Here is a 14,029-nt window from a genome sequence, read left to right as displayed (position 1 = left end):
AATGGGGAATGTGATACGCCCTGGCAGCCTGCGGCTGCCAGGGCGTATCACATTCCCCATTATTCTTAGTTCAGCGGCTTTTGCTTCTTCAGTGAAAGGACATGTAACTGCGAGAAAGCAACCTCGGTATCCTTCTCCTCCACATACAAGCCAATCTGACCATTGGTCAGCAGGGCAGCCCCTGGCAAGCTATCGGTTACCGCCGATCCTACATTCTGGTCATTAATCATAAAACGAAAGGTCGAACCAGAGGTCTCAACATGGAGCTTGTTCTGCTTCCCCACTCCAATGTTGAGCATGGGGGCCGGACCTGAATCCAGCGTCGTCCAATGATGACTGGCGGTGCTATCGTAACGCAAGAAGATGTACTGTCCATTATCTGAGGTAAGAACCTCAAAGAGATAATAACGCGCCTGGTCCGGGTCGGCACGCAGGACAAGACCATAAAAGTCGCCGCCATCAGCAGGCGAAGGGGTACGTACCTCCTGAGTCACGATGTCCAGGCGAAAATCGCTAAACTCTTGCTGCTGATACAGTGAGATCAAGGGAATCTGTTGCGGTAACGTATTCACTACATGATAGCGCGCACTCGTCTTGTCAAAGAAAAACGATTGGCTCAAAGGCCATGCCGAGTGCTCAGAAAAGAGGTCTGGGCTGGAGACCACTGGCGTTCGGACCTCCCCTTTGGCGGCAATAGGCGGAGCCACGAGATATCCACCCGTCCAGCGTACGGAGAGTACCCCTGTTAAGGCCACCATGGCGCTCATCAAGAAGAGCAGGAGCGCGACTCCTCCCAACCAGAGTTTGCGCCGGGAGGCACGACTACGCCTACGACCAGGAAGTGAGGGCATCAAGCCGCTATGGTTCGCGACTTTTATCCTGTGGGGGCTTCCTTCGATCCCAAGCGCCGATGGAGAGCTGGAGAAAGGTAGACGCCTGGGCTGCGCTTGCCGGGACAGGGCGTCTGCAAACGCCTCGCTGAACGCCGTAGCACTCTGATAGCGATCCTCCGGCGCCTTAGCCAACGCCCTGGCCAGCACACGATCAACCGAGGGTGGAATATCCTTGCGCACCGCTCCAGGCAGCAGAGGCTTTTCATGCACATGTAGCAACGCCAGGGCAATTGTTGAGTCAGCGTTGAAGGGCAACCGGGCCGTGAGCAAATAAAAAAGGGTGATGCCGAGAGAGTACAAGTCTGAACGTCCATCCACAGGCAGGCCCATTGCCTGCTCAGGCGAGATATAATCTGGTGTTCCCATCAACATCTCGCTACGCCCCTCCCCACTGTGCCCCTCTCTCTGGGCTTGCGTAGCCTGAATGCGCGCAATGCCAAAGTCAGAGAGCATCACCTGCCCATCATCTGTCAAAAGAATGTTCGCGGGTTTGACATCACAATGTACAAGCCCCTGCGCGTGCGCGTAATCCAGAGCCATGGCGATCTGAGAGAGATACTTCCGCACCTCGCGTAATGTAAGTGCACCTCGCTTCTGCACATGCTGAGCAAGCGTGCCTCCTGAAATATACGGCATCACGATATAAGGCAACCCATCCTGCTCGCCATAGGCATAAATGGGTAAAATATGCGGGTGATCGAGTGCGCTGGCGGCCTCAGCTTCGTGGAGAAAACGATCGTAATATTCGCGCAACATCTGCCGATCCATCGTCTGACGCGGCAGGAAAACTTTCACTGCTACCTTGCGCTCTGGCTCAAGCTGTTGCGCGAGAAATACCGCGCTCGATCCCCCATAGCCCAGTACCTGCTCCAGCCTGTATGAACCAAGCTTTTTGCCAATGAGGTGCTGCCCTCTTGCCACGGCCATATGGCATCTCCTCTTTCATTCTTCCCAGCTGCGGCTCAGGTCTGGGAAGTCCGTCGAAGTGCTCAGTTACTCATCGAGAGGTGAGCTGGTAGGGGATGTGGTTTGTCCTGGCTAGTCTGAAACTACCAGGGTCCACTACACCCCTACCAGGAACCAGAAAACCAACCTAGAGTGTGAATACTCCATCGCGCATGATGATACGCCCATCGATCTCAATTGTACATTGGGTAGGAATGACATCGACATGCACCTTGGCATCCCAATCTGCGCCAGTAAACTCGGGATACGGATTGCCGAAGGCCACATGCAGTCCTGGCATCTTCTCGTCCTGCAACAGGTTACCAACCAACCGCTTTAAGCTGGTCAGGGTACCAATGGCGAACTCGCCCGCGCGATTGCCATTAGGCGTCGAGAAGAGATAATCGTGCACTTCCTGCGCCAGGGCATTATTCACACTGCTGATCTCTGTAATATACCCATTTTCCACTTTAATGGTCAATGGCTGCTCAAGTACCCCGTATTTCTCCGAGAAGAAATCTCCCAGCACTTCGCAGACCAGCACGCCATCCACGCTGGCAGGTGCGGTAAAGACCTCGCCCTCGGGCAGGTTGCCCCAGGCCCCAGAAGTTGTATAGCGTCCATGGCAGGGTATCCACTTCCACTCTGGGTGGAAGGTTGCGCTGACATCGGTTCCCTTGGGCGAGGTCACGCGAATATGTTTCGCTTCGCGGACAATCGCGTAGACCTTATTTGTCATGGCGAAGACTTCGTCGTAATCAGCACACATGCCATCCATCATCAACTGCTCGTCGATGCCGATCATATGGCCATGACGCACCCCCAGTTGCTGCAAGAATGGTAGCAAAGGGATACGGAAGCTAATCTCGCCCGGCTGAGCGGTCGCGATATAGAAGGTCACTGTCGGCTGTGCCTGTTGGATTGTCTGACGAAACTCGTCGGTAAATACGGTAAGTGGACGCGAACCAAACTGCTCCAGGAGCACAGTCTCGACCTGGGCGTGGCGTGCGCGGGCCGCCTGGGCAATTCGGTCCGCAATTCCCTGGCGTGCCTCGTCGGTAATAATAAAGACGCGATCTGTCTCGCCGATCCCCATACACTTGACCGCGTTCTCCGCTCCACGCTGCAAGCGAGCATCAAGGGGGGCTTGCGTATTCGTCTGTTGCTGTTCAATACTCATTTTAGTTTCTCCACTCAGCACTATACATTACTGTTCTTCTCGTCGTCATCAAAGTAGGACATGACCAGGGTCGCTCTCAAGCTCTACCTCTCCATTTTCTAGAGCAAGAAAAGCCATAGGTACGTCCTCTATAGAGGGTTATAATCGGGCAATGATATCAGCCTTCCCCCTGGGCACCTAACAGTACTATAAGCATACATTACTTCTATCTGGCCTGTATATATTCCATCAAAAGCGTATGCAAGTCTTCATTTCCCAGTTTTCAGCGGCTCCACCAGGCTGTTTTTTTGCCTGAAACGAGCACAGCAATATGTTATACTTGGACAAATAGCTGAATCTACATCTATAGACAGTGAGAACCCGACCACATGGTGCTGCTCAGCAACACAGCAGAAGAGAGGCGGTCACGAGACGATCCTTATACCTCCTCCTTCTTCAGTAGAACGCAAACTAGCAGCATTTCTCCAATATTTTGGACATGGAAATACGAAGGAGCAGAGACCTCATGTCACACAGCTTTGGCATTCCACAACTTATAGACTATCTCAATCGCATGGGCCTGAAGATCACTCGCATCGATGAGCAGCAGGAATTATTAGAGATGGTCTTTCACGGTGAGCATGGCCAGTGGCGTTTAATCGTCGGGCTACAGCGTCGCGATGATTTACGCAAGTTGATGCTGGTCGTGCCTCACTTCATGCGCGTCTCCCAGCGCAAGCGCCTGGAATGCCTGGAGGCATTGATGGCCGTCAACTATCGTATCGCAATTGGAAAATTTGGTATGGACCTCGAAGATGGTGAGGTTCGCCTGGAAGAAACGATTCCTCTCGCCACCCACTATCTCTCCTTTGAGCAATTTCAGCTGGCAGTTGGCGCCATCATGCAAACAGTGGGTATTTATCATAGCCTCTTCCCCCGCATCATTCAACAGAATCAACCCATCCTGGAGGCCATCCAGGGCTGTGAACGTGAATTCTTCCAGTCAAGTCAGGAGAGCACCGATACAGAGCAGTATGCCTCTCAGCAGACAACCACGGAAGAACTGCCTGACCTAAATGTGGAGGACATTCTTGCCGAGGTCACACGCATACTCGAGAGCCAGGGTAAATAGACACTGAGACGGCCACTTGCTACCGCTCGCCCAGGAGAGGCTAGGATCTGCTCTGATCTCTATTTCCGTCTCTGTCTCTTAGTTCCTCTCTATGCAGAAGCTAATCGCTAGCGGGTTTGCTTATGCTCTGTATTATAGTGACCATTTTGTGAGTGACCGTTTTGGCGCGCGCGCGCATGCAAGCGACTGGATGAGTCCTCTTCATCCTCGCCAATCGCTTCCAGGTACTCCTCCTCACTGGAAGAGATCGGATTGAAGGGGACCCATGCATCTAGTTTCCGCGCATGCTGGCGCGTGCTCGCGCGCGGTTTATGGTAGTAACGCAACAACACAAGCCCACCCCAGCCTAAAATAGCCAGTGCGACGATGAGGCCAAGATATGTAATCAGCGTCGGGTTCATGAAGCACAGATCCTTTTCTCTCCAGGCAGCAACAATAGACACGATTGTATTGTAGCGCCTTGTACAGCCGTTAGCAAGCTAGCATACATCGCCGCGCCCTGCCCCTGGTGCCGCTACGAGATCACAAGCGTGCCATCGCCATTGACCTTTACACCCAGCTTAGGAAGGGGTTTGGTGGCAGGTCCCTGGACAACCGCCCCGCCATTGGCAGGATCAAAAACTGCGCCATGGGCTGGGCACACAAGCATCTGTGTCCCCTTGTCATAGTTGACGCTCACCCCCACATGGGTGCAGGCGCGCTCAAAAGCCTCAAATGTCCCATCCGTCATATGCACCAGGATACTCGCCTTCTGATCCACAGGATTGGTAAAGTTAAGTGCGTCATTGGCTGGCAACTGGTTGACTCCTGGCAGCGAGACGACATTGCCCGCTCCAGGTTTCGGAGCGCCCCCAGAACCAGGTTGTGGCTGTGTTCCCGTGGCTGCCGTTTGTCCCTGTCCAGTCTTGGGAGCAGGCTGTGCCTGGATTCCTGGCAAGGCTGGATGCAACACAAATGCCAGACCCGCCAACGCGACGCCACCCGTGGCCAATGACGCTAGCACACGTCTCCGATTTACAACGCGTGAGCCAGAGCGCTGCCGACCAGCTCCAGGCGGGATAACAAGTGGACGCTTTACGCTCTGCGGACCACGTACATCAGGCGACCACTCAAATTCGTCACCACCAGCCAGGGAGAGCCAGGGATCGGCACGCTTCCCGGAGGACAGAGGAGGTAATACTGGTAGCTGTTGCTCCCATTCCTGCGCCTCCGGCCTTTGGACTCGTTGCTCATAGGAGGACGCGGCACGTCGCGGCGCGGGTCGTCCTCCCTGCGTTCTTGACCGCGTTCCTCTGTCTGGAGGTAGATCAATTTCGCTCTCGACATATTGGTGGGAAGCGACAGCGTCGGGAGGCGGAAGAATGACTTTTTGTGCTCGAGGAGACTGCGGAAGCACCAGAGCATCGTGCTGTAGCACTGAGGCAGAGCGGGCAACCTGCTCCTCCTGTAACATATGCGCAAGAGGTGCAGCCAGTGGAGGCTGTGACTTCTGCGGTTCAGGAAAAATATGCAATGCAGGACTTTTACCGGTAATAATGGGAGGCAAGAGCTGCCAGGGGTCTCGCTCATCCTGTAGCGGCTCGTCTTCGCGTTGAGGCTTCTTATACAGCGCCGGGCGGACGCTCTTTCCCAAGCCGCGCGCGACCTGGGAAAAGGCCTCGGCGAGTTCTTCCACTTGCGCAAAACGACGCTGCGGCTCTTGTTCTAATGCCTGCTTCACTACAAGTTCTAGTGCGATAGGCATATCGGGACAGAGCCCTCGGAGGGAAGAGAGAGGTTCCTGCTGCATCTGCTGCAAGACCTCTGCTGGCTTCTTTCCGGAAAATGGAACACACCCACACAGGAGCTCAAAGAGGATCACGCCCAATGCATAGATATCTGAACGCACATCAACCTTCTCGCCGCGCAAAACCTCTGGTGCCAGGTATGCCGGTGGCGTGATAAACGTGCCAGCCACGCTCAGGAGATGTGCGAATGGATGCTTATGCTCTTCAATACCATACATCTGCTGGATATGCATCAAACCAAAACCAGCCACCTGCATCGTTTCCTGGGCACTCTGAACAATATTAGCAGGCTTGAGAGCCCCATGCACAATATTACGTCGATGTGCATAGCTGAGTCCCGCAACTACCTGCCCAAGGATCTGTGCCACGTCCGTATATGCCGGGCGCTCTTTCCGCTTGATGACATCTACCAGCGAACCATGCATCATATACGGCGTTAACATATATGGATAGCCCTGGTATATGCCATACGCATATACGGGCAGAATATGTAGATGCTTAAGCCCCTGAAGTTTACCTGCCTCGCGCTCAAAGCGCTGTTGAAAACGCTCACACGCTTCAGACGAGAAGTGCTCTGGCATGATAAAAAGTGTGAGCGCAACATGCTCCTGTGTAGAAATCTGGCGCGCCAGGTATACAGCCTGCAAACGCCCCTTCCCCAATAAACGCTCGACGAGGTAGTCATCCCCACCTACAATTTGTCCTACAAGCTGATCCACTACAAATGTGTGCATATGCAACTCCAGATACGGTCTACCATTCGATTATGCATGCAAGAACACCCATAGAAGCTCGCTTTTCTTTAGTATCCATCCAAAGATGCTCTTTTCAGGCTTTAATCTCTTACAATCAGTCTACATACCGTATCAGTGCACGTCAATGCGTTCCGCACGAAGTAGGACTTGTGGGTATATCGAGCGTTTGATGCTTATAACCAGTATGTGCATAAGAGAGAAAGGATAAAATGAAGAGCTTGATAAAGCAGGGACCTCTAGTTCCACCACCCCCAGCGGTCGGGAGGGAGAGAGAGGAGAACCCGACCGCTGAATGAGGACGATACGGAGGAGTCTATGGGGATTGGGAGAGCATTTAGAACCTTTGTTCTACAAGCGATATACTACCATAGCCTCATCCCTCTGTCAAGCCTTTTCTTGAACTTTTTTTCTTATTGTACCAGAAAAGGCTGCATTTCTTCCCGTCGATGGCCCTGTGATACAATGAGCAAGAGATATATTAGCCCAGACAGGGTCAAGAACACCCTCCTGGTACATCTTCAAGGCAGATTGATCACTTTCTACACACCAACATCCATAACTTCTTCCTTTAGGTAGTAAGATCTTATTCCGAAACCCAACGTCACTGGCGTGCCTAGCACTTCCCCCATTCGGGGACCACCTAAAGGTGGCACGGCAAGTGCGCTCAGGGTTTCGGAGAAGAAGTAAATAGAGAGATTGGAGTTCCGTTTTATGGCTGATGTACGACCGCTGCGTGGACTACGCTATGCACAGGACCGCGTGTCGAACCTGGCTCGCGTGGTTACTCCTCCTTATGACATTATCACTCCAGAGGCACAAGCGCGCTATTATGAGCGTGATCCTTATAATATTATTCGCCTGGAACTAGGCAAGACTACCGATCACGATAATGATCTAGACAATGTCTATACACGTGCCGCGGCCTATCTTTCTGAATGGCGCAACCAGGGTGTGCTCCATATGGAGGAGCAGCCATGCTACTACCTCTATCAGCAACTATTTACTCACACGGACCAGGTATATACACGTACCAGCCTGCTAGCTCGTGTGCGCCTTGAACCCTGGAGCGCCCGCGTCGTCCTCCCTCATGAGCACACGATGAAAAAGGCCAAAGCAGATCGGCTCAATCTCTACCGCGCATGCGCGACGAACCTGAGTCCGATTATGAGCCTGTTTGAGGATCCACAGGGTCGCATGCGCCGCCTGCTCGCGACCTACGCCGAACATCCTCAGATCCAGTTTCAAGATGAAGAGGGCGTAGAACATCGCCTCCATCCCATTCAAGATCAACAGCATATTGCGCTTATCCAGGATTTCTTCAGTGAGCGTCAACTCTATATAGCGGATGGACATCATCGCTACGAGACAGCGCTGGCATATCGAGACGAACTGAAAGAGCAGCGCAAAGAACTACACCCTGACGACGCCGCCAATTTCACCTTGATGTCGCTCATTGATGTCGACGATCCAGGCATGCTGGTCCTACCGACTCATCGCCTGCTCACCAACCTGGCGCCCACAATGCAAGCTCAACTCACGGGCGAGCAGCTCAAGCGCTACTTTACGGTAGAGGCGCTCGCGACACGCGCCAGCAAGGACGTAACCACACACCTGGAGAAGGCCGGGCAGGAGCAACCTGCGTTTGTCATCCTCACTAACGAGCAGGCACTTTTGTTGCGCTTGACGGAGCAAGGCCGCCACTATATGCAAACGAGCGAGCATTCTGAGGCCTGGAAGCGTCTGGATGTCGCGATCGCCCAACGCCTCTTGCTAGAGGAGACGCTGGGGTTACGTGCAGAAGATATGACGGCGGGAACCTATGTGCGCTATTCACATGACGCGGACTACGTCTTTACCGCCGTAGAAAAGGGAGAGGCGCAGGCCGCTCTGCTCCTCAATAGCACACCCCTGCGACAGGTTTGCGAAGTAGCCCAGGCAGATGATCGTATGCCGCAGAAATCCACCTATCTATATCCCAAGCTCATCACTGGACTAGTGATGAACCCATTATGGTAAGGAGCTGAAGATGATTCTCATCGTCGGTGCTGGTCTGGCAGGACTGACATGCGCGAAAAAGTTGGTAGAGGCTGGACAAGACGTCCTGGTCCTGGAAGCTACGGACCAGGTTGGGGGGCGCATGCGCACAGATTACCATGAGGATGGCTATCGCCTGGATCGTGGTTTTCAGGTATTGTTTACCGCGTACGCCGCAGCCAGCCGTCACCTCGACTATGAGCGGCTCAAGATCCGCAAGTTTGAGCCGGGCGCCATCCTGGTCAAAAAGGGGAAACGCTATGAAATTTCAGATCCCCTGCGCGATCCCAAGGCTCTGCTCCCTGGCATCTTCAATCCGTTGATCTCGCCAGCCGACAAAGCACGTATACTCTACCTGCGTAACAAGCTCGTGGGGGAGTCCACCAGCGCCATCTTCGCAGGCGAAGAGCAGCCCGAGGGACAGGACGAATCGACTGAGGACTACTTGCGCCGCCTGGGCTTCTCGGAGAAGAAGTTTATCCAAAACTTTGCGCGTCCTTTCTATGGCGGGATCTTCCTGGATCGCTCACTGCGCACCAGCGCACGCATGTTTCAGTTCACATTTAAGACGCTCTCAACAGGAGACATCATTCTCCCCGCCGAAGGCATCCAGCGTATTCCTGAGCAGCTCGCAGCCGCGCTCCCCCCACGGAGCATCCGCTTTAACACACGTGTCGAAGAGTTACTCATCAGCGAAGGGCGTATCAATGGCGTACGCCTGAGCAATGGCGAGGAAATTCACGCCGAGCAGGTCGTCCTGGCAACCCCCAGCACGGTCGCGGCTCGCTGGCTCAAGGAGCCACTACCAACTCAGACAGTCGGGTCGGTCTGCGTCTATTTCGCGGGCGATGAACGTCTCTACTCTCAACGCAAAATCTTGCTGAACGCCAATGAGCACGCCTATGTCAACAACGCCGTCCTCCTGACAAACATTGCACCAACGTACGCCCCACCGCGCAAGCATCTGCTGAGCGCAACCGTTCTGGGAAATCCCGCGGAGGATGATGAGACGCTGGCCGAGCGCTGCCGCGAAGAGATTGCGAGCTGGTTTCCCGAGCGCAATCTCGCTCATTGGCAGCTGCTCGCCGTTTATCGCGTCCCTTTCTCTCAATTCGAGCAACCGCCTGGTATCTATGACACGCTTCCAGGCAATCGAACAAAGATTGAAGGACTCTATCTGGCCGGTGAATATACCAAATCCAGCAGTATTCAGGGCGCCATGCACAGCGGTGAATATGCGGCCCAGGAGCTTCTGAAGGCACCCGCCCTGGCCTCGGCGCGCTAACTACGTAGCGCTTGACTTCTCGCGCCTACGGCGCTTGTTCTGATAAATGATGTGCTACGCCCTGGTTGCCGAAGACAACCAGGGCGTAGCACATCATTTATCAGAACTGGACTTATTCGCCCGGTTCATCACCAAAGAGGGCTATTGGGAGGGGTCCCGCGCTGCCTGAGCCGAGGGCCTCAACCATCATACGCAGGGGCCCCTGCTCAATCGAGGTCTTCATCAACATCCGCACAAAGGGTTGCTCACGCGCCGGAATGCCCGATGCAGGATGTAGGGCCGCGGCAACCGCGTTCATCAGCCGGGCCTCTTTCTTGCGCCCGGCATAGGCGAAGAGTGCAGCTTGCTTTCTTAGGCGCGTCTCATAGAGGATCTGCCACTGCTCATCTATCAGTTCGTCGATGGCCTCGTTCAGTACCACATCTTCCTGGACCTGCTTCTCCTGCTCCTCGCTTACGCCGCGTCGCTTGCGCTTTGTGGTGGGGGGAAAGAGGAGTTCTTGAGCGCTGTGCGTGCTCCAGTAGCGATTGATATAGGGTTCCAGGCGTGCAACCGGGTCAAACATCCAGGAGGCAAACTCGGCAAGCTTATAGAGATCCGCTCCCTTGGCGACAAGAGCACGCGTCTTCTCGTCAAGCGTCAGAGGCTCCGCGACCACCGCGGGCAGGGCCTCCTCTGGTGGAGCCTGCTCTGCATGTTGCGCGTCCTCGTATTCCTCTGGGCGTGCTTCAATCAGGGGGCGCCAGACGTTATAGGCAATGGGAAGCTTATGGCGCAGGCGCTTCGACAGGGTACGGTGCTCTATAATAAGGGCACGGCCATACTCAAAGGAGACATGGAAGCTCCCAAAGCCCTGGCCCTGCATTTCATTGATAAGCTCTACCCAACGCTCCAACTCCATATCATCGATGCCATAGCAATCTTTCACACCCCACTGGTCATGGATAAAGACATTGACACCCTTGAGCCGTCCATCGGGACGCCGCCAGGACAGCAAGACCATCTGAGCACCCGAACCGTCGATAAAACTGACACGGGCCTGGTAGGGATGCAGATGCTGGAGCGCGACCACATTCCCTTCCATCTCGATATCTGGTGAGACATGCATCATCAAGCGCCCAAGCACGGCCCGCGCCTGTTGTTTGACCTGCCGATTAGAGGTCGTCGACACCAGGTAATTTAAAGCGGGAATGGTCTGGGTCGCGGCAGTCGCGCCCAACTGCTCCAGGGCTTCAAGCACCGCCAGGACAACCTTCCCCGCCTGGTTCTCCATCAACGGGATCAGCAGTTTTGCTGCTCGTGGATCATTGCTGTTCCCCAGCCAGTTGATAAAGGCCATTTTGCGTTCAAGCGGCATGGAGGCAACATCTTCCAGTACCGACTCCACACCCTTCTCGCTCTGCCCCACCAGCTCTAGCAGATTCATTTGCATGCGCAACATCGCCCCGGCTGGATCATTGAGATATTCCACCAGGCCTTCGTCGGCCATCTCAGAGCCAAGCTCTTTTAGAATCGGCGAGAGCGCCAGTTTGGCCATATCACTGACCGTAGGATCCGTCACAAAGTCCTCAAGCTCTTCCAGGTCGAAGTCGGTCGCCAGTTCAGAGAGAATGAGAATAGCCGCGGTATGCGCGGAGACATCGTGGCTCCGCAGCAGATGCAAGACCTTTTCACGTGCCCCTTGTGTCCATTCTTCATCTAAGCGATCAAAATAATGCGACAAGGTTTCATGATCGATATCTTCACGCCTACTCACAGCAAGCAGAATACTATCAATACTCTCTTGAGGCGTCTCGTGTTTATCCCGACCTCGCGGCATGGCACTCTCCTTACATTTCTTGGGCGGTGTGTGCATCCCCTGTGCTCATCGCAGGCCATTGTACCACTTTGAGAAAGACAAGTCGAGCAAGCCCCTATGAATGGGTTATGCTCAGAGGCACCGCGAGCAGCTCAAGCCTGTTCGCGAACTCTTCCAGCACACAGAGTGTTTCGCCTCCAATCAGGAGCATGCCATCATGAGGATGAGCATTCGGCGCCAGCTTCAGAAAAGCGAAGTGACCATTTGGTGTACGCACCCCTACCGTTTCTCGCAAGGAATCGGTAAAGTAGACCTCCCCACGCGTGCCCATGGCCAGTCCCGAGGTATGAGTCGCCCCCATACCTGGATAGAAATACTCCTTCACCCCCTGATTGGTCCCCGCCACTGCCAGCACCGGGTCCAGGACTCCCAAAGCACTCGCCCAGCCTTCGGTCCACCAGATTTTGCCATCCGAGGCCACGCGTATACTATGCGGCGTAACACCACTCGTAGAGGTTCCCCTTGAGCGAATACGGTACTCGCGTAAGCCCTCCTGCGTGTTGGGGTGGTAACAGGCAATCAAAGCCACAACATCATTATTCTCTGTAAACCATACCGTATCATGAGCATCAATAGCCAGGCCGTATGGATGACTATCAGGCGCTGGCGTTGCTACCTCTCGCCCCATCTCCCAGGTCGTTGGATCAAAAGAGCCAATTTTATTGACATAATGCTCGGTAAACCAGATACGCCCCTGACTATCGATGGCGAGATCCCACGGGCCAGCGTCCCTGGTCTTCAGCGACCACTGTTTAAATACCTTCAGCCCGGGATCATACATCCCCAGGGCATTGGTCATAAACATGGTAAACCAGATACGCCCCTGCCGATCCACCACCAGGTTGAGCGGCTGGCTAAAGCCCTGGGGTAACGTCACTGTCTGCTGCCAACGCCTCTCGGCCAGGCTAAAGGTGGCCAACGTTCCGGGCGAGGGATACGCACAGCGTGGAGCGGGGTCACATCCTGGGAACGTCACCCATATGTGCCCACTCTGATCAGAAGCGGCACGCCAGGGGAGTGCGGCAGGCGTGGTATATGTACTACGACGTATGGGAGCGGCGCCTGCGGCCCTGTTTTCTGCCTGCCAGGCCAGCCAAAGGGGAACGAGTGCCAGGATCAATGCGCCCCCTACTATGCCACAACCCCAACCCCAAACACGACGAGAGAGAGATTTCCAACGCATCCTCATAAACGTGAAACAACCTTCCCTACAACTTTACAACATCCCCATCCATGCTTATAAAACAAGCAGCCTATGTACAAATAGATGGTAAAAATTTCGGCTTTACTTAACCCCAAAAAACATTATAACAAATACATGCTTTTATACCGGCATATACTAATATAAGTGGGACTTTCTCTTTATCAGCAATGCAAGCTCTAATTCAGGATCAGAGATGTGGATATGGCCAGGTGCAGCCAGCCCACGCTCCACAACACCGCAACAATCAAGGCGCCAGTCACAATAGTGAGGAGGAGGGAGCCAAGAAGCCAGAGTAAGAACTCCATGCGTCCCGGATAGAGGAGCCACCAGCGCAACGCGTCGCGCCAACCAAATTTAAATGGGCCGTTTGCATGTGGCCAGGAGGGCCGAGAGAGCAAGAGAGGCTCAGCCTGAGAGCTATGTCTATCACGCCGAGGCTGCATAGCAGCGGCGCTGGTTGCCCAAGCAGGTCTATCGTCTCGAACGGCTTGTGACATAGTCCTGGGTGGTGTAGCAGGGGTAAGGGCTGGGGGCACAGGAGTCTCACGTCTTAAGGCCTGTTTATACTCATCCATGTTTAATGTAGAGGGTTCACCGCTTACAGCCGACAACGCAGGTGACGTCTCCGCGAGGATCAGCGAGAGTGCCTGGAGGCTGCTCTCAGTAACAAAAAGGGCTGAGGTCTCGCGCCGCTCAGAAGGCTGCCCCGAGGGGCGGGTAGGGAGACGCGTAATATTCTCGGTAAGCTTGTTCCTTTGTGACATTCGTTGTTCAGGCGCTCGCCGCGGCTGGGACTCCGCCTGAGGTTGCGCTAAATTTTGGATAGGAGGTTGAGGCGCCTGATGCACATAGGCAGGGAGAGACCTTGGATGTTTTTTTTTGCGTTGTCCCACGGTAGTTGTCCCCTTCAGCATGCGAACGACTGTTTGTCTGCTCTAGCACAAATAAACGTGGCTCAAGGCTTTTTTCTCATGGAG

General features: G+C 54.3%; 10 protein-coding genes. 3 read left to right on the top strand and 7 right to left on the bottom strand.

What is annotated here, in order from left to right; genetic code table 11:
- Positions 1 to 65: 65 nt before the first annotated feature.
- Together JMJ16_RS28950 and JMJ16_RS28945 are read right to left on the bottom strand one after the other, a co-directional pair.
- Positions 66 to 1,820, bottom strand: a complete 1,755-nt coding sequence (locus tag JMJ16_RS28950; protein ID WP_201387266.1) for a serine/threonine-protein kinase — start codon at positions 1,818 to 1,820, stop codon at positions 66 to 68.
- Between the two features lie 166 nt (positions 1,821 to 1,986).
- Positions 1,987 to 3,018, bottom strand: a complete 1,032-nt coding sequence (locus JMJ16_RS28945; protein WP_201387264.1) for an aminopeptidase — start codon at positions 3,016 to 3,018, stop codon at positions 1,987 to 1,989.
- Positions 3,019 to 3,523: 505 nt separating this feature from the next.
- Between JMJ16_RS28945 and JMJ16_RS28940 the strand changes: the two genes are divergently transcribed.
- Positions 3,524 to 4,129 carry a YbjN domain-containing protein gene (locus tag JMJ16_RS28940; RefSeq protein ID WP_201387262.1) on the top strand — a complete coding sequence of 202 codons (606 nt, stop codon included), beginning with the start codon at positions 3,524 to 3,526 and terminating at the stop codon, positions 4,127 to 4,129.
- 107 nt (positions 4,130 to 4,236) lie between these two features.
- Here JMJ16_RS28940 and JMJ16_RS28935 read toward each other — a convergent pair whose 3' ends face one another.
- Complete coding sequence (locus JMJ16_RS28935; protein ID WP_201387260.1) at positions 4,237 to 4,530, bottom strand: hypothetical protein; 294 nt, start codon at positions 4,528 to 4,530, stop codon at positions 4,237 to 4,239.
- 113 nt (positions 4,531 to 4,643) lie between these two features.
- Positions 4,644 to 6,650, bottom strand: a complete 2,007-nt coding sequence (locus JMJ16_RS28930) for a protein kinase (protein WP_201387258.1) — start codon at positions 6,648 to 6,650, stop codon at positions 4,644 to 4,646.
- Positions 6,651 to 7,382: 732 nt separating this feature from the next.
- On the opposite strand from JMJ16_RS28930, the gene JMJ16_RS28925 reads away from it, so the two are divergent.
- The gene (locus JMJ16_RS28925) at positions 7,383 to 8,687 is read left to right on the top strand and encodes a DUF1015 domain-containing protein (RefSeq protein ID WP_201387256.1); all 1,305 of its coding nucleotides are present in this window, start codon (positions 7,383 to 7,385) and stop codon (positions 8,685 to 8,687) included.
- A gap of 10 nt (positions 8,688 to 8,697) precedes the next feature.
- Complete coding sequence (locus tag JMJ16_RS28920) at positions 8,698 to 9,990, top strand: NAD(P)/FAD-dependent oxidoreductase (protein ID WP_201371427.1); 1,293 nt, start codon at positions 8,698 to 8,700, stop codon at positions 9,988 to 9,990.
- 112 nt (positions 9,991 to 10,102) lie between these two features.
- Here JMJ16_RS28920 and JMJ16_RS28915 read toward each other — a convergent pair whose 3' ends face one another.
- The 3 genes from JMJ16_RS28915 to JMJ16_RS28905 all read right to left on the bottom strand — a co-directional run bounded on the left by JMJ16_RS28915 (position 10,103) and on the right by JMJ16_RS28905 (position 13,816).
- Complete coding sequence (locus JMJ16_RS28915; RefSeq protein ID WP_201387254.1) at positions 10,103 to 11,809, bottom strand: HEAT repeat domain-containing protein; 1,707 nt, start codon at positions 11,807 to 11,809, stop codon at positions 10,103 to 10,105.
- A 94-nt stretch (positions 11,810 to 11,903) separates the two neighbouring features.
- Positions 11,904 to 13,037: a hypothetical protein gene (locus JMJ16_RS28910; protein ID WP_201387252.1), complete on the bottom strand. Its 1,134-nt coding sequence runs from the start codon at positions 13,035 to 13,037 to the stop codon at positions 11,904 to 11,906.
- A 191-nt stretch (positions 13,038 to 13,228) separates the two neighbouring features.
- On the bottom strand, positions 13,229 to 13,816 hold the full coding sequence (locus tag JMJ16_RS28905) for a hypothetical protein (RefSeq protein WP_201387249.1): 588 nt from the start codon (positions 13,814 to 13,816) through the stop codon (positions 13,229 to 13,231).
- Positions 13,817 to 14,029 lie beyond the last annotated feature (213 nt).

It is taken from the genome of Ktedonobacter sp. SOSP1-52, assembly GCF_016587395.1.
Note: the sequence above shows the minus strand (reverse complement) of the source record. Positions and strands in the feature narration are given on the sequence as shown.

Bases quoted from the DNA above. Each gene is read 5' to 3' on its own strand.
- JMJ16_RS28930 (WP_201387258.1), bottom strand. From the start codon at position 6,650: ATGCACACATTTGTAGTGGATCAGCTTGTAGGACAAATTGTAGGTGGG.
- JMJ16_RS28935 (WP_201387260.1), bottom strand. From the start codon at position 4,530: ATGAACCCGACGCTGATTACATATCTTGGCCTCATCGTCGCACTGGCT.
- JMJ16_RS28925 (WP_201387256.1), top strand. From the start codon at position 7,383: ATGGCTGATGTACGACCGCTGCGTGGACTACGCTATGCACAGGACCGC.
- JMJ16_RS28950 (WP_201387266.1), bottom strand. From the start codon at position 1,820: ATGGCCGTGGCAAGAGGGCAGCACCTCATTGGCAAAAAGCTTGGTTCA.
- JMJ16_RS28940 (WP_201387262.1), top strand. From the start codon at position 3,524: ATGTCACACAGCTTTGGCATTCCACAACTTATAGACTATCTCAATCGC.
- JMJ16_RS28945 (WP_201387264.1), bottom strand. From the start codon at position 3,018: ATGAGTATTGAACAGCAACAGACGAATACGCAAGCCCCCCTTGATGCT.
- JMJ16_RS28920 (WP_201371427.1), top strand. From the start codon at position 8,698: ATGATTCTCATCGTCGGTGCTGGTCTGGCAGGACTGACATGCGCGAAA.
- JMJ16_RS28910 (WP_201387252.1), bottom strand. From the start codon at position 13,037: ATGAGGATGCGTTGGAAATCTCTCTCTCGTCGTGTTTGGGGTTGGGGT.
- JMJ16_RS28915 (WP_201387254.1), bottom strand. From the start codon at position 11,809: ATGCCGCGAGGTCGGGATAAACACGAGACGCCTCAAGAGAGTATTGAT.
- JMJ16_RS28905 (WP_201387249.1), bottom strand. From the start codon at position 13,816: ATGTCACAAAGGAACAAGCTTACCGAGAATATTACGCGTCTCCCTACC.